Consider the following 20,173-nt stretch of genomic DNA (forward strand, 5'->3'; position numbering starts at 1 on the left):
TGTGTTGCGCTTCACCCGTCATCCGTGCCGGGGCGGACGTCGACGCTGATAGGCTCGACAACTGTCAGGCATCCTTTAACGATCCGTCCAGTGAGGCGGAGAAGGAGGTCGCTGCATGGCCGTGTCCGAGGACGGGTCCACAGCTTCTACCCCCACTACGTCTTCCGGTACCGGCGTGCCGGCGCGTGAGCTGCTCTCCGCTGCCGACGTCCACCGGACGATCTCGCGCATCGCGCACCAGATCATCGAGAAGACCGCTCTCGACACCCCCGAGGACGCGCCGCGTGTCGTGCTCCTGGGCATCCCCACCCGCGGGATCACCCTCGCCCAGCGCCTCGCCGACCGCATCGAGGAATTCGCAGGCGTGCGTGTCCCGGTCGGCTCGCTCGACATCACGCTCTACCGTGACGACCTCCGCACGAAGCCGCACCGCCCGCTGGAGCGCACCTCGGTGCCCGAGGGCGGCGTCGACAACACCCTCGTCGTCCTCGTCGACGACGTCCTGTTCTCGGGACGCTCTGTCCGCGCCGCGCTCGACGCCCTGCGCGATCTCGGACGACCCCGCGCGGTGCAACTCGCGGTCCTCGTCGACCGCGGCCACCGCGAACTGCCGCTGCGGGCCGACTACGTCGGCAAGAACGTCCCCACCGCGCGCAGCGAGGATGTCCGCGTGCTGCTGACCGAACACGACGGGCGCGACGCCGTCGAGATCTCCGGAGGCAAGTCCCAGTGAAACACCTGCTCACCATCGCGGATCTGACGAAGGACTCCGCGACGGGGCTTCTCGATGAGGCCGAGCGGTTCGAGCAGGCACTGCTCGGGCGTGAGGTGCGCAAACTCCCCACGCTGCGCGGCCGCACCATCATGACCGTCTTCTACGAGAACTCCACCCGCACCCGCGTGTCCTTCGAGGTCGCCGGCAAGTGGATGAGCGCCGACGTCATCAACGTCTCGGCGTCCAGTTCGTCGGTGAAGAAGGGCGAATCGCTGCGCGACACCGCGCTGACCCTGCACGCCGCCGGCGCCGACGCGCTGGTGGTCCGTCACTCTGCCTCCGGTGCCGCGCACCGGATCGCGCAGTGGACCAACGAATCCGGCTCCGGACCGGCCGTCGTCAACGCCGGTGACGGCACCCACGAACATCCCACCCAGGCATTGCTCGACGCGCTCACCCTGCGCCAGCGTCTCGGTTCGCTCGAAGGCCGCCGGATCGGCATCGTCGGCGACGTGCTGCACAGCCGTGTCGCCCGGTCGAACGCGCTGCTGCTGAGCATGCTCGGCGCCGAGGTCGTACTCGTCGCTCCCCGCACCCTGCTGCCGGTAGGGGTGGAGACCTGGCCGGTGACGGTCGCCGATTCGCTCGAAGCCGAACTTCCCACCCTCGACGCGGTCATGATGCTGCGGGTGCAGGCCGAGCGCATGAACGGCGGGTTCTTCCCGTCCGCCCGCGAGTACTCGATCCGATACGGACTCAACGCCAAGCGCGCGGCGTTGCTGCCGGAGCACGCCGTGATCCTGCATCCCGGTCCGATGCTCCGCGGTATGGAGATCGGCTTCCCCGTCGCCGACGCCCCGCAGAGCGCTGTGCTGCAGCAGGTGAGCAACGGTGTCCACGTGCGGATGGCGGTGCTCTTCCGCCTGCTCGTGGGCACGGAAGGGAACCTGTCGTGACCCACACTTCCCATCCGGGAGACACAGGAACAGGAGTGACACAGGTGACGCCGCAGGTGCTCATCCGCAACGTCCGCCTCTACGGCGAGGGGGACCCGGTCGACGTGCTGCTCGGCGACGAGCAGATCCTCGCGATCGGCGCCGACCTCGAGGCCGACGCCGACGCGGAGATCGTCGACGGTACCGGACAGATCGTGCTCCCGGGCTTCGTCGACCTGCACACGCACCTGCGCGAACCGGGCCGCGAGGACACCGAGACCGTCGACTCGGGCTCGGCCGCCGCGGCGCGCGGCGGGTACACCGCGGTGTTCGCGATGGCCAACACCGATCCGGTCGCCGACTCGGTGGTCGTCACCGATCACGTGTGGCGCCGCGGCCGCGAGGTCGGGCTCGTCGACGTCCACCCCGTGGGTGCGGTCACCGTCGGACTCGAGGGCAAGCAGATCGCCGAGATGGGCACGATGGCCGCCGGTGTCGGTGGCGTGCGGATGTTCTCCGACGACGGCAAGTGCGTCTACGACCCGCTGCTCATGCGTCGCGCGCTCGAGTACTCGGCCTCGCTCGGTGTCCTGATCGCCCAGCACGCCGAGGAGCCGCGGCTGACCGTCGGTGCCGTCGCGCACGAGGGACCGACCGCGGCGCGTCTCGGCCTCACCGGCTGGCCCCGCGCCGCCGAGGAGTCCATCGTCGCCCGCGACGCGCTGCTCGCCCGCGACGCCGGAGCTCGTGTGCACATCTGCCACGCGTCGACGGCCGGCACCGTCGAGCTCGTCCGGTGGGCGCGCTCGCAGGGCATCTCGATCAGCGCCGAGGTCACGCCGCACCACCTGCTCCTCGACGACTCGCGTCTCGAGAGCTACGACGGCATCAACCGGGTCAATCCGCCGCTGCGCGAGAGATCCGACGTCGAAGCACTGCGCCGCGGCCTCGCGGACGGGACCATCGACTGTGTGGCCACCGACCACGCCCCGCACGCCGAACAGGACAAGTGCTGCGAGTTCTCACAGGCACGTCCGGGAATGCTCGGACTCGAGACGGCGTTGTCCGTCGTGATCGAGACGATGGTCCGGCCTGGCCTGCTGGACTGGCGCGGCGTCGCGAAGGTCATGAGCGAGCGTCCCGCGGAGATCGTGGGCCTCGACGACCAGGGCAGGCCGCTCGAGGTGGGCGAACCCGCGAACATCGTGCTCGTGGACCCGGACACCGAGTGGACGGTGCACGGTCCCGACCTCGCGAGCATCTCCCACAACACGCCCTACGAGGACATGACCCTGCCGGGCCGGGTCACCACCACCGTGTTGCGCGGACGGATCACCGCCCGCGACGGTGCGGTGTTCCCGCGCTCGACCGAAAGGTAGGAACCGACATGGATCGCTTTCTCATCACCGTCGGTTTCCTCGCGCTCTGGGTGGTGCTCGTCCTGCTGATGTGGAAGGGCTGGAAGGGACGCGCCCGACGCCAGCGGGATGCGGTCGGCGAACTGCCGACCGTGCCCGCGGAGCTGGGGGAGCGGCTCGTCGAGCCGAGCACGGGCCTGTACGTCGGCAGCACCCTCGCGCCGAGCTGGCAGGACCGCGTCGCGGTCGGCGACCTCGGACACCGCGCGAACGCGGAACTGTCGCGCTACCGATCCGGTGCGCTGCTCGAACGCGACGGTGCATCCCCGATCTGGATCCCGCAGGACTCGATCCGTGCGATCCGCACCGAGCGCGGGCTGGCCGGCAAGGTCATGTCCCAGGACGGGGTGCTGGTCATCCGCTGGGAGCTGCCCTCGGGGACCGAGATCGACACGGGCTTCCGCGGAGACGACAAGTCGATCTACCCGCTCTGGACGAACGGGAACGACGAAAAATCTTGAGACGGTGACGATCACAACGACGATGACGATCACGACGAACAACACGACGATCACGACACGCGAGATCTCAGCCCGTGCGGCCGGCTCTGGTGCGGTCGATAAGAACGGAGACAACGCATGAGCGGCAGAACATTCGGCGGCGGCACGGCTGTGCTGGTCCTCGAGGACGGACGGGTCTTCCGCGGCATCCCCTTCGGTGCGGTCGGACAGACCCTCGGCGAGGCCGTCTTCAGCACGGGCATGACCGGCTACCAGGAGACCCTCACCGATCCCAGCTACCACCGGCAGATCGTGGTGGCCACGGCACCGCAGATCGGCAACACCGGCTGGAACCACGAGGACAACGAGTCCGTCGGCCCCACCGGCGATCACGCCGAGTCCAAGATCTGGGTGGCCGGCTTCATCGTCCGCGACCCCTCGCGTCGAGTGTCGAGCTGGCGCGCCACCGGCTCGCTGCAGGACGAACTCGAGCGGCAGAACATCGTGGGTCTGGCGGGCATCGACACCCGCGCACTCGTGCGGCACCTGCGCACCCGCGGTTCGATGCGCGCCGGGATCTTCTCTGGCGACGCCCTCGCCTGGAAGGGTGACGACCTCGACATCGACGTCCTGCTCGACCGTGTGAAGAGCCAGCCCTCGATGCTCGGCGCCGACCTCGCCGGCGAGGTGAGCACCTCCTCCGGTTACGTCGTCGAACCGACCGACGGCGAGGCCCGCTTCACCGTCGCGGCCATCGACCTCGGCATCAAGACCAACACCCCGCGCATGTTCGCCCAGCGCGGCATCCGCGTGCACGTGCTGCCGTCCACCGCGACGCTGCACGACATCCTCGACCTGAAGGCCGACGGCGTCTTCCTGTCCAACGGGCCGGGCGACCCGGCGACCGCCGACGGCGCGGTGCACCTGACCAAGGAGGTGCTCGGCCAGGGTCTGCCCCTGTTCGGCATCTGCTTCGGCAACCAGATCCTCGGCCGCGCGCTCGGCCTGGGCACCTACAAGATGAAGTTCGGTCACCGCGGCATCAACATCCCGGTGGTCGAGCACGAGACCGGCCGCATCGCGATCACCGCGCAGAACCACGGGTTCGCGCTCGAAGGCGAGGCCGGCCAGGAGTTCGACACCCCGTTCGGTCGCGCGGTCGTCAGCCACACCTGCGCCAACGACGGTGCGGTCGAGGGCGTCAAGCTCCTCGACGGCCGTGCCTTCTCCGTGCAGTACCACCCCGAAGCGGCGGCCGGACCGCACGACGCCGCCTACCTGTTCGATCGTTTCACCCGCATGCTCGAGGGAGAGAAGAACTGATGCCACGCCGTACCGACCTCTCCCACGTCCTGGTCATCGGGTCCGGCCCGATCGTCATCGGACAGGCCTGTGAGTTCGACTACTCGGGCACCCAGGCGTGCCGGGTGCTCCGCGAGGAGGGCCTGCGCGTCTCCCTGGTCAACTCGAACCCGGCCACGATCATGACCGACCCCGAGTTCGCCGACTCGACCTACATCGAGCCGATCACCGCCGACTACGTCGAGAAGGTCATCGCGACCGAGCAGGCCAACGGCACCCCGATCGACGCGGTGCTCGCGACCCTCGGCGGCCAGACCGCCCTCAACACCGCTGTCGCCCTGTCCGAGCGCGGCATCCTCGACAAGTACGACGTCGAACTCATCGGCGCCGACTTCGACGCGATCCAGCGCGGCGAGGATCGGCAGAAGTTCAAGGACATCGTCGCCAAGTGCGGTGGCGAGTCCGCCCGCTCGGCCGTCTGCTACACGATGGACGAAGTCCGCGCGACCGTCGCAGAACTCGGCTTCCCGGTCGTCGTGCGCCCCTCCTTCACGATGGGTGGCCTCGGCTCCGGCATGGCCTACGACGACGCCGACCTCGAGCGCATCGCCGGCGGCGGCCTCGCGGCCTCGCCCACCGCGAACGTGCTCATCGAGGAGTCCATCCTCGGCTGGAAGGAATACGAGCTCGAGCTCATGCGCGACGGCGCCGACAACGTCGTCATCGTCTGCTCGATCGAGAACGTCGACCCGGTCGGTGTGCACACCGGCGACTCGGTGACCGTCGCTCCCGCGATGACCCTCACCGACCGCGAGTACCAGAAGATGCGCGACCTCTCGATCGCCATCCTGCGCGAGGTCGGTGTCGACACCGGCGGCTGCAACATCCAGTTCGCGATGGATCCGCGCGACGGCCGGCTCGTCGTCATCGAGATGAACCCGCGCGTGTCGCGGTCGTCGGCACTCGCGTCGAAGGCCACCGGCTACCCGATCGCGAAGATGGCCGCCAAGCTCGCCATCGGCTACACGCTCGACGAGATCGTCAACGACATCACCAAGGAGACCCCGGCCTGCTTCGAACCGAGCCTCGACTACGTCGTGGTCAAGGCCCCGCGGTTCGCCTTCGAGAAGTTCCCCGGCGCCGACGGCACTCTCACCACCACCATGAAGTCGGTCGGTGAGGCCATGTCGATCGGCCGCAACTTCTCCGAGGCCTTCGGCAAGGTGCTGCGCTCGCTCGAGACGAAGTCCGCGGGCTTCTGGACGGGCCCCGAGATCGAGGGCACTCTCGACGAGATCCTCGAGGAGATCCGCACCCCCACGGACGGCCGGTTCTACCGGATCGCCCGGGCCCTGGAGCTCGGTGCGACCGTCGAGCAGCTCTTCGACGCCACGAAGATCGACCCGTGGTTCCTCGAGCAGTTCGCGCACATCGTCGAGCTGGGCCAGGACGTCCGCAACGCCGAGCAGTTCGGTGCCACCGAGCTGCGCTACGCCAAGCACCACGGCTTCTCCGACCGGCAGATCGCGGCCCTGCGCCCGGCGCAGTTCGCCTCCGAGGACGAGGTGCGCGCCCTGCGTCAGGAGCTCGGCATCCACCCGGTCTACAAGACCGTGGACACCTGCGCCGCCGAGTTCGAGGCCAAGACGCCGTACCACTACTCGACCTACGAGCTCGACCCCGCGGCCGAGTCCGAGGTCGCGGAGCAGCGCGACAAGCCCAAGGTGCTCATCCTCGGCTCCGGCCCGAACCGCATCGGTCAGGGCATCGAGTTCGACTACTCGTGCGTCCATGCCGCGCTGACGCTGTCCGAGGCCGGCTACGAGACCGTGATGGTCAACTGCAACCCCGAGACGGTCTCGACCGACTACGACACCGCCGATCGCCTGTACTTCGAGCCGCTGACCTTCGAGGACGTCCTCGAGGTCTACCGCGCCGAGTGCGAGTCCGGCACCGTCGCCGGCGTCATCGTCCAGCTGGGCGGCCAGACCCCGCTCGGCCTGGCGCGTCGCCTGAAGGCCGCCGGGGTGCCGATCGTCGGTACCTCGCCCGAGGCCATCGACCTCGCGGAAGATCGCGGTGAGTTCGGGCGCGTGCTCGAGGAGGCCGACCTGCCGGCCGCGAAGTACGGCACGGCCACCACCTTCGAGGGTGCGCGCGAGATCGCCGCCGGCATCGGATACCCGGTGCTGGTGCGCCCGTCCTACGTGCTCGGTGGTCGCGGCATGGAGATCGTCTACGACGAGAAGGCGCTCGAGACCTACATCTCCAACGCCACCGAGATCTCCGACGACCGCCCCGTGCTCGTCGACCGCTTCCTCGACGACGCCGTCGAGATCGACGTCGACGCGCTGTGCGACGGCACCGACGTGTACATCGGCGGGATCATGGAGCACATCGAGGAGGCCGGCATCCACTCCGGCGACTCGGCCTGTGCACTGCCGCCGATCACTCTGGGCCGCGCCGACATCGAGAACGTGCGCCGCTCGACGGCCGCGCTCGCGAAGGGCATCGGCGTCAAGGGCCTGCTCAACGTCCAGTACGCGCTCAAGGACGACATCCTCTACGTCCTCGAGGCGAACCCCCGTGCCTCCCGAACGGTGCCGTTCGTGTCGAAGGCGACCGCGGTGCAGCTCGCCAAGGCCTGCGCCCGGGTGATGCTCGGCGAGTCCATCGCCGAGCTGCGTGCCGCGGGCATCCTCCCGGCCGAGGGCGACGGCAGCGACATTCCGCTCGACGCACCGGTCGCGGTGAAGGAAGCGGTGCTGCCCTTCAACCGGTTCCGGCGTGCCGACGGCACGGGCATCGACACCCTGCTCAGCCCGGAGATGAAGTCCACCGGTGAGGTCATGGGCCTCGACGACGACTTCGGAACCGCGTTCGCGAAGAGCCAGACCGCCGCCTACGGTTCCCTGCCGACCTCCGGCACGGTCTTCGTCTCGCTCGCGAACAAGGACAAGCGGTCGATGATCTTCCCGGTCAAGCACCTCGCCGACCTGGGCTTCCACATCATGGCCACCGTGGGAACAGCAGAAGTGCTGCGCCGCAACGGTGTTCCGTGCGAGCAGGTCTACAAGGTCTCCGGCGAGGACAAGCCGGAAGGCGCACTCGACGTCGTCGACCGTATCCGCGCCGGCGATGTGGACATGGTCATCAACACCCCTTGGGGCAACGCCGGTCCGCGCGTGGACGGTTACGAGATCCGCAGCGCGGCGGTCGCCGCGAACATCCCGTGCGTCACCACGGTGCAGGGTGCCTCCGCGGCCGTGCAGGGTATCGAGGCGGCACTGCGCGGCGAGATCGGAGTCAGCTCGATCCAGCGGATGCACGCGCGGCTGCGCGGCGTGCCCGCCGAACAGGCGTGACGCCCTTCGGGCAGCGACTCGCGGACGCTCTCGGGCGCCGCGGGCCGCTGTGCGTGGGCATCGACCCGCATCCGGGGCTCCTCACCGCGTGGGGGCTCGCCGACGACGTCGACGGCCTGGCTCGGTTCGGTGAACTGTGCGTCGAGGCCTTCGGCGACACCGTCGCGGTCGTCAAGCCGCAGGTGGCGTTCTTCGAGGCCTACGGCTCCGCCGGTCTCGCGGTTCTCGAACGCACCATCGCGCACCTGGGGGAGGCGGGGGCGCTCGTCCTCGCCGACGCCAAGCGCGGTGACATCGGCTCCACGATGGACGCCTATGCACGCACCTGGCTGTCGGACGGCTCTCCGCTGTGCTCGGACGCGGTGACCGTCTCCCCGTATCTGGGTTTCGGTTCGCTCGCCCCGGCGCTCGATCTGGCCGCCGGAACGGGCCGCGGGGTGTTCGTGCTCGCGGCGACCTCCAATCCCGAGGGTGCCCAGTTCCAACGCGCGCGGCTGGACGACGGGCGCACTGTCGCGCAGGCCGTGGTGGACGAGTGCGCTGCTCGCAACAGCGCTGCCCCCACGGACGGGGCCGCAGGGCTCGGCTCCGTGGGTGTGGTGGTCGGTGCGACCCTCACCGAGGCACCGGACCTGTCCGACCTCCACGGGCCCATCCTGATGCCCGGAGTGGGGGCCCAGGGCGGCACCGCCGACGACGTGCGACGACTCGCAGGCGACCACCTGCGGGCGGTCGTGCCCAACGTCTCACGCGACGTGCTGCGGGCCGGCCCGTCCGTCGCCGACCTGCGGGCCGCCGTCGCCCGCACCCTGGACGGCTTCGCCTTCCTGACGAACTGAGACGTTCGACTCTCGTGCCCGGATCGCCACGCGCGATCCGGGCACGAGTCGTACATATCGCTCGTATGCACTCTGACCTGCGCTCGGAGTGGCGCGACACGCGGAATGGGAAAAAAATTTCTCGGCCCGCCGAAGCGCCGGAGCAGCGGGTCGGTGAGCCGGGGAGCCGCCCGACCCGATGTGGCCCGCTCTGTCGCATCGAATACCCGGTGACCTGCGGTTTTTCACTGTTCGAGCAGTTCGTGGCGATGTCTCGACGCCGATCGGAGGGTGCGAGATCCACTGCGGAAACGGCGTGCACTACCGCACGGATTTTCGAGCGGATCGCCGGGGGGTGGGTTCGCATTCGTCGGTGGTCGTGAGTACGGTCGCTATCGCCGCTGGTTACAGCGGTGAAGACTCGAAAGCCAACGATGAGACGGAGGAACCGTGGCCCTTCCCCAGCTGACCGATGAGCAGCGCGCCGCTGCTCTGGAGAAGGCGGCTGCTGCCCGTCGTGCCCGGGCTGAGCTCAAGGAGCGCCTCAAGCGCGGCGGCACCGACCTCAAGCAGGTGCTCAAGGACGCCGAGAACGACGAGATCCTCGGCAAGATGAAGGTGTCGGCTCTGCTCGAGGCCCTGCCGAAGGTCGGCAAGGTCAAGGCGCAGGAAATCATGACCGAGCTGGAGATCGCCCCGACCCGCCGTCTGCGCGGCCTCGGCGACCGTCAGCGCAAGGCCCTGCTCGCCAGGTTCGATTTCGACGCCTGAGCACGTGGTAGCTGACGCACGACCCGTGACGGACAGCGCACCCGCAACGCGGAGGGGCCGGCTGGTGGTACTGGCCGGACCCTCCGCGGTGGGTAAGTCGACCGTCGTACGCCTTCTGCGGAGCCGGATCCCGGATCTGCACTTCAGTGTCTCGGCCACCACCCGGGACCCGCGACCGGGCGAGGTGGACGGAGTGGACTACCACTTCGTCGGCCGCGCCGAGTTCGACCGGATGATCGAAGCCGGCGAACTGCTCGAATGGGCCGACATCCACGGCGGCCTGCAGCGATCGGGCACGCCGGCCAAGCCGGTGCTCGACGCACTCGCCGAGGGACATCCGGTGCTCGTGGAGGTCGACCTCGCGGGTGCGCGGGCCGTCCGTGCAGCGATGCAGGACGCAGTCCTCGCCTTCCTCGCCCCGCCCAGTTGGGAGGTGCTCGTCGAGCGCCTCACCGGCCGAGGCACCGAAACCGACGAGGTCGTCGCTCGCAGGCTCGATACCGCCCGCAGCGAACTGGCCGCGCAGGACGAGTTCGATGTCGTGATCATCAACGACGATGTCGACCGGGCCTGCGATGAATTGGTATCCTTGTTGGTTGGACCCGGAGCCGACTGACCGTCCGCGCCTCGAGCGCGTCCGGCTGCCGGTTCCGGCGCCCTCCCATCCCGCGACATCTCAGGAGAACACCGAGTGAGCAGCATCCAGGCAGCCGCGACCGACCTCGAGGGCAACACCCTTCCGGTCTACGACACCCCCACGGGTATCACCAACCCGCCTATCGACGAGCTGCTCGAGCGCGCCTCCTCGAAGTACGCGCTGGTGATCTACGCCGCCAAGCGGGCACGCCAGATCAACGACTACTACAACCAGCTCGGCGACGGCATCCTCGAGTACGTCGGCCCCCTCGTGGAGCCGGGTCTGCAGGAGAAGCCGCTGTCGATCGCCATGCGCGAGATCCACTCGGATCTGCTCGAGCACACCGAAGGCGAGTGAGCAACCCCGCTTCGAGCGGCGAGGCCGGATCCGTGCAGCGCCGCCGCATCGTCGTCGGTGTCGCCGGTGGCATCGCCGCCTACAAGTCCTGCGCACTGATCCGTGCCTTCACCGAGAACGGACACCACGTGCGGGTCGTCCCGACGGAGTCCGCCCTCGAATTCGTCGGGCGCGCCACCTTCGAGGCGCTCTCCGGCAATCCCGTGCAGACCGGGGTGTTCGCCGAGGTGCCGCAGGTGCAGCACGTCCGGCTCGGGCAGGAGGCCGACCTCGTCGTCATCGCTCCGGCCACCGCCGACCTCATGGCACGGGCGGTCGCGGGTCGCGCCGACGACCTCCTCACGGCCACCCTGCTCACCGCGCGGTGCCCCGTGATGTTCGTGCCCGCGATGCACACCGAGATGTGGGAGCATCCCGCGACCGTCGACAACGTCGCGACGCTGCGTCGCCGCGGTGCCGTGGTCGTCGAACCGGCCTCGGGTCGGCTGACAGGCAAGGACACCGGTGCCGGGCGCATGCCCGAACCCGACGAGATCTTCAATCTGGCCTCCTTGCTGCTCGAGCGGGCCGACGCGCTGCCCCGCGACCTCGTCGGTCGCCGCATCGTCGTGTCCGCCGGCGGTACCCGCGAGCCCCTCGACCCGGTGCGCTTCCTCGGCAACCGGTCGTCCGGCAAGCAGGGCTACGCGCTCGCCCGTCTCGCCGCCCAACGCGGCGCCGACGTCACGCTCGTCGCCGGCAGCATCGCGGGGCTCGACGACCCGGCCGCGGTCGATGTCGTGCGGGTCCAGACGGCCGCGCAGATGCAGGACGCCGTCGCCAAGCACGCCTCGGGTGCGGACGCGGTCATCATGTCCGCGGCCGTCGCCGATTTCCGGCCCTCCACCTTCGCGACCAGCAAGATCAAGAAGGGTGAGGGCGAGCCCGACTCCATCGCGCTGACGAAGAACGACGACATCCTCGCCGGTCTCGTTCGGGCGCGTGCCGAAGGCGGCCTGTCCGCCGAGACGGTCATCGTCGGGTTCGCGGCGGAGACCGGCGACGAACACGGCGACGTGCTCACCTACGCCCGCGAGAAGCTCGCCCGCAAGGGATGCGATCTGCTCGTCGTCAACGCCGTCGGCGAAGGCAAGGCGTTCGAGGTCGACGACAACAACGGCTGGTTGCTGTCCGCGGACGGTTCGGAAACCGCCCTCGCCCACGGCTCGAAGGCCCTCATGGCCAGCCGCGTGCTCGACGCACTGGGACCTCTGCTGGCGGAACGCAGCAGAATCGGGTGATTTCAATACTCGCGCCGACGCCTGCGGAGCAGTAGCGTCGGCACTGCGATCGGGTCTCTCCGGCCCGATCGGGGAGCGCATGCTCCATACGGTTTGTCCGTCCAGCGCTTGGCGCACAGTCGAGAGGGAGTTTCGTGAGCAAGACCGGCGGTCGTCTTTTCACCAGTGAGTCCGTGACCGAAGGGCATCCGGACAAGATCTGTGACGCGATCAGCGACTCGGTTCTCGACGCGCTCCTCACCGAGGATCCTCGTGCCCGGGTAGCTGTGGAAACCCTCGTCACCACGGGCCAGGTGCACGTGGTCGGTGAGGTCACCACCTCGGCGTACGCCGACATCCCCAAGATCGTCCGCGATCGGGTGCTCGAGATCGGCTACGACTCGTCGTCGAAAGGCTTCGACGGCAACTCCTGCGGTGTCAACATCGCGATCGGCGCGCAGTCGCCCGAGATCGCCGGCGGCGTCGACGTCTCGCACGAGGCGCGCAGCGGTGTGCTCACCGACGACGAGGTCGCCCGCCAGGGCGCCGGCGACCAGGGCCTGATGTTCGGCTACGCGTGCTCCGACACGCCCGAACTCATGCCGTTGCCGATCTCCCTCGCACATCGCCTGTCGCGCCGGCTCACCGAGGTCCGCAAGTCTGCGGTCCTGCCGTACCTGCGTCCCGACGGCAAGACCCAGGTCACCATCGAGTACGACGGCGACAAGCCCGTCCGTCTCGACACGATCGTCATCTCGACGCAGCACGCCGCCGATATCGATCTGAACAACCTGCTCACGCCGGATCTGCGCACCCACGTCGTCGATGCGGTGCTCGCCGACCCGAACCTGGCCGACCTCGACACGGCCGACGTGCGTCTGCTGGTCAACCCGTCCGGATCGTTCGTCCTCGGCGGCCCGATGGGCGACGCCGGCCTCACCGGCCGCAAGATCATCGTCGACACCTACGGTGGCATGGCCCGTCACGGTGGTGGCGCGTTCTCCGGCAAGGACCCGTCGAAGGTCGACCGTTCGGCCGCCTACGCGATGCGCTGGGTCGCCAAGACCGCCGTCGCCGCCGGTCTCGCCGACCGCATCGAGGTGCAGGTCGCCTACGCGATCGGCAAGGCGGCTCCGGTGGGTCTGTTCGTCGAGACCTTCGGCACCGAGAAGACCGACCCGGCCCGCATCCAGCAGGCCATCGGTGAGGTCTTCGACCTGCGTCCGGGCGCGATCATCCGCGACCTGGACCTGCTGCGCCCGATCTACGCGCAGACCGCTGCGTACGGCCACTTCGGCCGTACCGACATCGAGCTGCCGTGGGAGAACACCGACCGCGCCGACAAGCTGCGCGCGGCCGCCGGTCTGTAGATTCCGATCGGGCCCGGGTGGCTGCTGATTTCGACGCCGCCGAGGTCGATCCGGTCGCGCGGGTTCTCCCGCTGCTACCGGTTCCGCACCTCGACCGGGAGTTCGACTACCTGATCCCGCGCGACCTGGACGCGGACGCCCGCCCGGGCGTCCGCGTCCGCGTCCGCTTCGCCGGACGTCTGGTCGACGGTTTCCTGCTCGCACGCGCCGCGACGAGCGATCACACCGGCAAGCTCGGCCGGCTCGACCGGGTCGTCTCGTCCGAACAGGTCCTCACGCCCGAGATCGCTGCTCTGGCAGAGGAAGTCGCGACCCGCTATGCCGGGACCCGGGCCGACGTGCTGCGTCTGGCGGTACCTCCGCGACACGCACGTGTCGAAGCCGAGACACCGCGCACACCGGAACCACCGCCTGTTCCGGAGATCGATCCCGCCGCGTGGGGCCGGTACCGGCACGGCGAGAACTTCCTCGAAGCGCTCGGCGGCGGCCGCGCCCCGCGCGCGGCCTGGCAGGCGCTGCCCGGTGAGGACTGGCCCCGACGGCTCGCCGAACTCGCCGCGCTGACCCTCGCCTCGGGGAAGGCGGCCGTGCTCGTCGTTCCCGATCAGCGCGACCTCGACCGTCTCGTGAAGGCGTGTGCAGACGTCGCCGGCGCCGATCACGTCGTCGGCCTCGCCGCCGGCCTCGGGCCGGCCGAGCGGTATCGGCGCTGGCTCGCGGCGCTGCGCGGATCCGCGCGCATCGTCGTCGGGACCCGGGCAGCGGCCTTCGCCCCGACCCCCGATCTCGGGCTCCTCGTGGTGTGGGACGACGGCGACGACCTGCACTGCGAACCACGGTCCCCGTATCCGCACGCCCGCGAAGTGGCTGCTCTGCGCGCCCACGCCGTCGGTGCCGCCATCGTGATCGCCGGGCACGCCCGTACCGCGGAGACCCAGGCGCTCGTCGACGCCGGCTGGGCACACGATCTCGTGGCACCCCGCGACGTCGTACGGTCGTGCGCGCCGAAGGTCACGGCCCTCGCCGACAGCGACCACGCACTCGCACGGGATCCGGCCGCGCGTGCCGCGCGACTGCCTGCCATCGCGTTCGCCGCCGCCCGATCCGCCCTCGCGGCCGACCGTCCGGTGCTCGTGCAGGTACCGCGGCGCGGATACGTGCCCGCGCTCGCGTGCGGAAAGTGCCGGGCACCCGCCCGGTGCCGGCACTGCAACGGTCCGCTCGCACTGCCCACGGCGGCCGGTCCCGACGGCGCCGCGATCCCGGCATGCCGCTGGTGCGGTGTCGCCGATGCGCGCCACCGTTGCCACGCGTGCGGCGCGCGCTCGTTGCGGGCCGTGGTGGTCGGGGCGGCTCGCACCGCCGAAGAACTGGGCCGCGCCTTCCCCGGTGTGCCGGTCGTGACCTCCGGCGGCAACGACGTCAAGCACACCGTGCCCGGTTCGGCGTCGCTCGTCGTCTCCACTGTGGGTGCCGAACCCGTCGCCGAGGGCGGTTACGGGGCGGCGCTGCTCCTGGACGGGTGGGCGCTGCTCGGCCGGGCCGATCTGCGCGCTACCGAGGAGACGATGCGCCGCTGGCTCACCGCGTCGGCGCTCGTGCGGTCGTTCGCCGACGGGGGACAGGTCGTGGTCGTCGCCGATTCCGGCATCCCCACCGTGCAAGCTCTTGTGCGCTGGGATCCCGTGGGACACGCCCAGTCCGAGGTCTCCGAACGAGCCGAGGTCGGTTTTCCGCCCGCGGTCCACATGGCCGCGATCGACGGGGCGTCCGCGGCTGTCGCCGAACTCCTCGAAGCCACACATCTGCCCGAGGGAGCCGAGCTGCTCGGGCCCGTGCCGCTCCCGCCGGGTCAACGACTGCCGTTCGGGTCCGAGGGACCGGAACCGGAGAACGTGCACCGGATGATCGTGCGGGTCGCACGCGAGCGCGGTCGCGCACTCGGTCGCGCCCTGCGCGACGCCCAGGCCACCCGCACGGCGCGTCGCGCGGACGGTCCGCTGCGGGTCCAGGTGGATCCGCCGCGTATCGGCTGAACCGGCCGAGGTGAGCGGGTGCGGATCGCCACCGCCCGGCTAGGCCGCTTTCGGAATCGGTTGCGACGGAATCGATGCGGCGTCCGTGCCCTTCCACAGGGCCGCGAAGTCGTGGCGATGGCGTATGCCGAGGATGTGCAGCAGGACGAAGCGCGGTACGGGCGGTACGAGATGCACGACGTGATCGCGCGAGGAGTCGTCGAGACCGTCGATGAGCCAGTTCCCTTCCTTGCCGAGCTGCTGCATCCCTTTCGGTTTGATGTTGAACTCGTCGTCCCACGCCCGCCACTGCGCATCGGTGATACTGGTCGAGACCAGCGGCATCATCTCCCGCTCCTCGCGTTCGAGATGGGGTAGTAGCACCTCGGACAGGCGGGACAGTGCTGCACCGAGTGCCTCCCCGGAACCGGGGCGGTCGGCGCGGAAATCCCGGGCGGCGTCCTCGACGGCGGCGATCGCAGGCTCGATGGTGCGGTGGTCGGCGTTCATTCTCTCCACGAGCGGCGCCGCGTCGGGATTGCACTGCACCACGCGCGGATAGAGCCCACGGTCCTCGGACTCGTGGTGATGGTGCAGGAAATCCATCATCCACAACACGTGATCGGCGAGAGCCACTCGGTGAGTCTCCTGCCATGTCTTCGTCGAGGTGGCGACCTCGATGCGGAGGAGGTCGCGGCGGAGGGCGGAATGCACGATTCCCATGATTCGGGTATCGGCAGGTCCGTCGGGATCGGTGATCATGACGACTCCCGTGAATCGACGAGCAACGAGACCTGCGGAGCGCAGGCGGGGATCTGCGAGGACGGTGCGGGGCACCGTGTTCGCACCGTGGAGTTTCCGTCGACGGAGGCTGTTCCCAGTGTCGATCCGGCACGGACCGAGCGCAAGACCGCCCGCTGCTGTCCTACATATGTACGACAGCGACACGCGTTGCCGGAGATATTATTTGTCACAGTAACGGAGCCGGTGATTGTGACCGATCTCTTCCGTAGGTGCCGGGGAGGCACAGGAGGAGAGGGCGGACGAATGGGTGCCGGGCGGAGTGTCGGTGGTGTCGTCGGAGCGTGTGTCGTCGCGATGCTGACTGTGGGTACGGCGGCACTGACTGCGGGCGCAGCGGCGGCGCAGCCGCTCCCGTCCGACGACGGACCGATCCTCGGTCTCGGGGAGGGGTCGTACAGCAGCGTGCCCGTCCCGGCGGGACCGGTGGCCACCGGGCACGCCGAAGCGGCCGAATACGCCGAGAACAACCCCGATGTCGCCCCCGCCGGTAGCAACGACTTCGCGTGTGTTCCGTCCGAGGAGCACCCTCGTCCGGTGGTGCTCGCGCACGGCACCGATTCCAACGCCTACTCCGACTTCGCTGCTCTCTCACCGCTGCTCGCCGCGTCAGGCTGGTGCGTGTTCGCCCTGAACTACGGGTTCGCCGACGGTGCCGAGGACTACGGCACGGGCGACATCCGGGTCTCCGCAGCACAGTTCGGTGAGTTCGTCACCGAGGTTCTCGACGCCACCGGTGCGGTGGAGGTCGATGTCGTCGGTTACTCGCAGGGAGCCACCGTGGCCCGCTACTACATCAACGAGCTCGGAGGTGCCGAGGTCGTCGACCGGTGGGTCGGGATCGCGTCGCCGAGCTACGGCGGCACCTTCTACGGCATCGGGGCCGCCTTCGCCGCGCTGCCCGGAGCGACCGACATCGTCGAGGGCGAGTTCTCCGTCGCCCTCGTGCAGCAGCTTCAGGGGTCGGAACTGCTCACCGAGCTCAACACACCCACCGACACCGTGCCCGGTGTGCGCTACACGACCATCGGCAGCGAGGTCGACGAGGTCATCCAGCCCGCCGGCAATGTCGCACTCCATGGTGAGGGCGCCGTCAACCACGTGATCCAGGAGCTGTGCCCGCAGGATCTGACCGGTCACTTCAACATGGTCTACGACCCGTTCTCGCTGCAGCTCGCGCGGCATGCACTCGATCCCGACCGGTACGCGATCGGGGAGTGCACCCCTGTCGCGCTCGGCACCGGCATCCCCGAACTGATCCTCCAGTCCAACACCTGAACGCAGACACCCGAGTTCCGAGACCTGAGCTCCACGCTCTCCGGTGTCGGCCTCCGCGAGGTGACCGCCCGGCGCGGTGATGCAGGTCGCACGACGTCGACTCCCTAGACTGTGAGAGGTCATCGCCGTCGAGAACTGGAGCAGCATCCGTGACATCCCCGCACAGTCCACACGCAGCGCCTCCCACCTCCTGCCCGGCGGTGCTCTGACATGCGCGTGGTCTTCGCGGGAACGCCGGAACCCGCCGTCCCGTCGCTGCTCCGCCTCATCGAGTCGTCGCGCCACGAGGTCGTCGCGGTGGTCACCCGCCCCGACACCACCGCCGGTCGCGGCCGGAAGGTCGTGCGATCCGCTGTGGGGCAGATCGCCGACGAACACGGCATCGAGGTCCTCACGCCGCGCTCGCCGCGCGACCCCGAGTTCGTCGCGCGACTGACCGAACTCGCACCCGACTGCTGCCCCGTGGTGGCCTACGGCGCCCTGATCCCGCAGGACGTCCTGGACATCCCTGTGCACGGATGGGTGAACCTCCACTTCTCGTTGTTGCCCGCCTGGCGCGGCGCGGCGCCCGTGCAGGCGGCGATCGCTGCCGGTGACGAGATCACCGGAGCGAGCACCTTCCGGCTCGAGGCCGGACTCGACACCGGTCCGGTCTACGGCGTCGTCACCGAGACGATCCGTCCCACCGACACTGCCGGCGACCTGCTCGGCCGCCTCGCCGAGGCCGGTGCGACGCTGCTCGAATCCACCCTCGACGGTCTCGAGGACGGCATCCTCACGCCTGCGCCGCAGCCGGCCGACGGTGTCTCACACGCGCCCAAGGTCACCGTCGAGGCAGCCCAGGTGCAGTGGACCCTCCCCGCACACGTCGTCGACCGGCGAATTCGCGCCGTCACCCCCGCTCCGGGTGCGTGGACGATGATCGGCGACCTGCGCGTGAAGATCGGTCCCGTGACGGTGACCGACGAGACCCTCGAGCCCGGTGAGCTCGACATCCGCAAGGACGGCGTGCTCGTCGGTACCGCTACCACTGCCGTCCGGCTCGGGACGGTGCAACCGCCCGGGAAGAAGGCGATGGCAGCCACGGACTGGGCGCGCGGCGCCCGTCTCGACCCGAAGGTGCGTGCGCGATGAGCGAATCCGGCAGGCCCCCGCGGGGCAAGCGCAATCCCGGAGGACGGAACCCCGCAGGTCGCGGTGGACGGAACGGCGGAGGGAAGCCGAACCGCAATCCGGCGTCCGAACACGCCCGCCGACCGTCGAAGCCACCCGCCGACCCCGCACGCGTCGCCGCGCGGGACGTACTGCGCGCCGTGCGCGAACGGGACGCCTACGCCAATCTCGTTCTCCCGTCGCTGCTCCGGGAGCGGCATCTCGACGCGCGCGACGCTGCCCTGGCCACCGAGCTCACCTACGGCGCGGCCCGCGCCCGAGGCCTGCTGGACGCCGTGATCGCCGATGCCGCGAACCGTCCCGTCGACGAGATCGACGGCGCGTTGCTCGACGTACTGCGTCTGGGGGCCTACCAGTTGCTGCGCACGCGCGTCGCCCCGCACGCCGCCGTCGCCACGAGCGTCGACCTAGTCCGGGCCGAATTCGAATCGGGCCGAGCAGGTTTCGTCAACGCGGTGCTTCGTCGTGTGGGTGAGCGTTCGGAGGAGGAGTGGATCACGCTGCTCGCCCCCGATCCGGACCGCGACCCGGTGGGTCACCTGGCCTTCCGGTACGCCCACCCTCTGTGGATCGCGCAGGCGTTCGCCCACGCGCTCGGATCGGACGCCTCCGAACTCGCCGACGTCCTCGCCGCCGACGACGCGCGCCCGATCGTCCACCTCGTCGCTCGCCCGGGGGTCATCACCGCGGAGGAACTCGCGCTCGTCACCGGAGGTGAGATCGGACCGTGGTCGCCCTATGCGGTGCACCTCGAGCACGGTGATCCCGGCCGCCTCGAACCCGTCCGGGAGGGTATGGCCGCGGTCCAGGACGAAGGTAGTCAGCTCGTCGCACGTGCCCTCACCCTCGCGCCCCTCGTCGGCGAGGATCGGGGCCGCTGGCTCGATCTGTGCGCGGGACCGGGTGGAAAGGCGGCACTGCTCGGCGCCATCGCCGCGATCGACGGGTTCGCCGTGGACGCGGTCGAACCGGTCGAACATCGCGCGGAGCTGGTCCGCAAGACCGCCCGCGACCTGCCGGTGACCGTGCACGTCGCCGACGGTCGCGAGCCCGGACTCGAACCGGGCTACGACCGGATCCTCGTGGACGCGCCCTGCACGGGACTCGGCGCGTTGCGTCGGCGTCCCGAGGCGCGGTGGCGCAGGCAACCCGGCGACGTCGCCGAACTGGTGCGATTGCAGAAGGAACTGCTCGCATCGGCGATCGGGCTGCTGCGTCCCGGGGGTGTGGTGCTCTATTCGACGTGTTCGCCGCACGTCTCGGAGACGGTCGCCGTCGTGTCCGACGCGGTGCGCCGCCACGGTGTCGAACAGCTCGACACGCGCGAACTCGTCCCCGGCGTGCCGCAGATCGGGGAGGGGCCGGGAGTCCAGCTCTGGCCGCACCGTCACGGCACCGACGCCATGTTCATGGCTGCGCTGCGTAAACCCGAGCGCTGACCGTGCTGCGCTGATCGCGACGGCCGGACACGGATCGTCGTGTCCGGCGTCGGGAAGATGAAAGTCTTCTCATCCGGTCT

17 protein-coding genes are annotated in these 20,173 nt (G+C 69.6%); 16 read left to right on the top strand and 1 reads right to left on the bottom strand.

Features of this window, described 5'->3' with window-relative positions; genetic code table 11:
- Positions 1-115 precede the first annotated feature (115 nt).
- The 13 genes from pyrR (at position 116) to C6Y44_RS11510 (ending at position 15,423) form a co-directional block, all read left to right on the top strand.
- Complete coding sequence (gene pyrR / locus C6Y44_RS11450; protein WP_024100783.1) at positions 116-733, top strand: bifunctional pyr operon transcriptional regulator/uracil phosphoribosyltransferase PyrR; 618 nt, start codon at positions 116-118, stop codon at positions 731-733.
- On the top strand, positions 730-1,671 hold the full coding sequence (locus tag C6Y44_RS11455) for an aspartate carbamoyltransferase catalytic subunit (RefSeq protein WP_033096598.1): 942 nt from the start codon (positions 730-732) through the stop codon (positions 1,669-1,671). Before pyrR ends, C6Y44_RS11455 begins: the two co-directional genes overlap by 4 nt.
- A 44-nt stretch (positions 1,672-1,715) precedes the next feature.
- A complete protein-coding gene (locus C6Y44_RS11460; protein ID WP_159419243.1) occupies positions 1,716-3,029 on the top strand; it encodes a dihydroorotase in 1,314 nt (437 codons plus the stop codon).
- 8 nt (positions 3,030-3,037) lie between these two features.
- A complete protein-coding gene (locus tag C6Y44_RS11465; RefSeq protein ID WP_039587126.1) occupies positions 3,038-3,529 on the top strand; it encodes a PH-like domain-containing protein in 492 nt (163 codons plus the stop codon).
- Between the two features lie 117 nt (positions 3,530-3,646).
- On the top strand, positions 3,647-4,831 hold the full coding sequence (gene carA, locus C6Y44_RS11470) for a glutamine-hydrolyzing carbamoyl-phosphate synthase small subunit (RefSeq protein WP_039587127.1): 1,185 nt from the start codon (positions 3,647-3,649) through the stop codon (positions 4,829-4,831).
- Entirely contained in the window at positions 4,831-8,175 is a 3,345-nt protein-coding gene (carB, locus tag C6Y44_RS11475; protein WP_039587129.1) for a carbamoyl-phosphate synthase large subunit, read from the top strand. Before carA ends, carB begins: the two co-directional genes overlap by 1 nt.
- Positions 8,172-9,014, top strand: coding sequence for an orotidine-5'-phosphate decarboxylase (pyrF, locus tag C6Y44_RS11480; protein WP_064060291.1), 843 nt, complete (start codon positions 8,172-8,174; stop codon positions 9,012-9,014). Before carB ends, pyrF begins: the two co-directional genes overlap by 4 nt.
- 429 nt (positions 9,015-9,443) lie before the next feature.
- Positions 9,444-9,764, top strand: coding sequence for an integration host factor, actinobacterial type (gene mihF / locus C6Y44_RS11485; RefSeq protein ID WP_006551450.1), 321 nt, complete (start codon positions 9,444-9,446; stop codon positions 9,762-9,764).
- Between the two features lie 64 nt (positions 9,765-9,828).
- Positions 9,829-10,380 (top strand): guanylate kinase, encoded by a 552-nt coding sequence (gene gmk, locus C6Y44_RS11490; protein ID WP_039587131.1) that lies wholly within the window; start codon positions 9,829-9,831, stop codon positions 10,378-10,380.
- A 75-nt stretch (positions 10,381-10,455) separates the two neighbouring features.
- Positions 10,456-10,758: a DNA-directed RNA polymerase subunit omega gene (gene rpoZ, locus C6Y44_RS11495; protein WP_016691680.1), complete on the top strand. Its 303-nt coding sequence runs from the start codon at positions 10,456-10,458 to the stop codon at positions 10,756-10,758.
- Positions 10,755-12,038 carry a bifunctional phosphopantothenoylcysteine decarboxylase/phosphopantothenate--cysteine ligase CoaBC gene (coaBC, locus tag C6Y44_RS11500; protein WP_192378843.1) on the top strand — a complete coding sequence of 428 codons (1,284 nt, stop codon included), beginning with the start codon at positions 10,755-10,757 and terminating at the stop codon, positions 12,036-12,038. Before rpoZ ends, coaBC begins: the two co-directional genes overlap by 4 nt.
- 134 nt (positions 12,039-12,172) lie before the next feature.
- Complete coding sequence (gene metK, locus C6Y44_RS11505) at positions 12,173-13,387, top strand: methionine adenosyltransferase (RefSeq protein WP_120282422.1); 1,215 nt, start codon at positions 12,173-12,175, stop codon at positions 13,385-13,387.
- Positions 13,388-13,404: 17 nt separating this feature from the next.
- Positions 13,405-15,423 (top strand): primosomal protein N', encoded by a 2,019-nt coding sequence (locus C6Y44_RS11510; RefSeq protein ID WP_159418459.1) that lies wholly within the window; start codon positions 13,405-13,407, stop codon positions 15,421-15,423.
- 39 nt (positions 15,424-15,462) lie between these two features.
- On the opposite strand, the gene C6Y44_RS11515 is transcribed toward C6Y44_RS11510, so the two are convergent.
- Positions 15,463-16,239 (bottom strand): hemerythrin domain-containing protein, encoded by a 777-nt coding sequence (locus tag C6Y44_RS11515; RefSeq protein ID WP_225623780.1) that lies wholly within the window; start codon positions 16,237-16,239, stop codon positions 15,463-15,465.
- A gap of 210 nt (positions 16,240-16,449) precedes the next feature.
- Between C6Y44_RS11515 and C6Y44_RS11520 the strand changes: the two genes are divergently transcribed.
- From C6Y44_RS11520 to C6Y44_RS11530, 3 genes are all read left to right on the top strand, one after another.
- On the top strand, positions 16,450-17,481 hold the full coding sequence (locus tag C6Y44_RS11520) for an esterase/lipase family protein (protein ID WP_120282424.1): 1,032 nt from the start codon (positions 16,450-16,452) through the stop codon (positions 17,479-17,481).
- Between the two features lie 210 nt (positions 17,482-17,691).
- A complete protein-coding gene (gene fmt / locus C6Y44_RS11525; RefSeq protein WP_192378844.1) occupies positions 17,692-18,615 on the top strand; it encodes a methionyl-tRNA formyltransferase in 924 nt (307 codons plus the stop codon).
- Positions 18,612-20,093: an RsmB/NOP family class I SAM-dependent RNA methyltransferase gene (locus C6Y44_RS11530; protein ID WP_120282426.1), complete on the top strand. Its 1,482-nt coding sequence runs from the start codon at positions 18,612-18,614 to the stop codon at positions 20,091-20,093. The genes fmt and C6Y44_RS11530 overlap by 4 nt, the downstream gene beginning before the upstream one ends.
- Positions 20,094-20,173: the final 80 nt, after the last annotated feature.

The organism is Rhodococcus rhodochrous, from assembly GCF_014854695.1.
GTDB lineage: Bacteria > Actinomycetota > Actinomycetes > Mycobacteriales > Mycobacteriaceae > Rhodococcus.

Coding starts and splice junctions, on each gene's coding strand:
- pyrR (WP_024100783.1), top strand. CDS start 116: ATGGCCGTGTCCGAGGACGGGTCCACAGCTTCTACCCCCACTACGTCT.
- C6Y44_RS11465 (WP_039587126.1), top strand. CDS start 3,038: ATGGATCGCTTTCTCATCACCGTCGGTTTCCTCGCGCTCTGGGTGGTG.
- carA (WP_039587127.1), top strand. CDS start 3,647: ATGAGCGGCAGAACATTCGGCGGCGGCACGGCTGTGCTGGTCCTCGAG.
- carB (WP_039587129.1), top strand. CDS start 4,831: ATGCCACGCCGTACCGACCTCTCCCACGTCCTGGTCATCGGGTCCGGC.
- C6Y44_RS11520 (WP_120282424.1), top strand. CDS start 16,450: ATGGGTGCCGGGCGGAGTGTCGGTGGTGTCGTCGGAGCGTGTGTCGTC.
- fmt (WP_192378844.1), top strand. CDS start 17,692: ATGCGCGTGGTCTTCGCGGGAACGCCGGAACCCGCCGTCCCGTCGCTG.
- C6Y44_RS11530 (WP_120282426.1), top strand. CDS start 18,612: ATGAGCGAATCCGGCAGGCCCCCGCGGGGCAAGCGCAATCCCGGAGGA.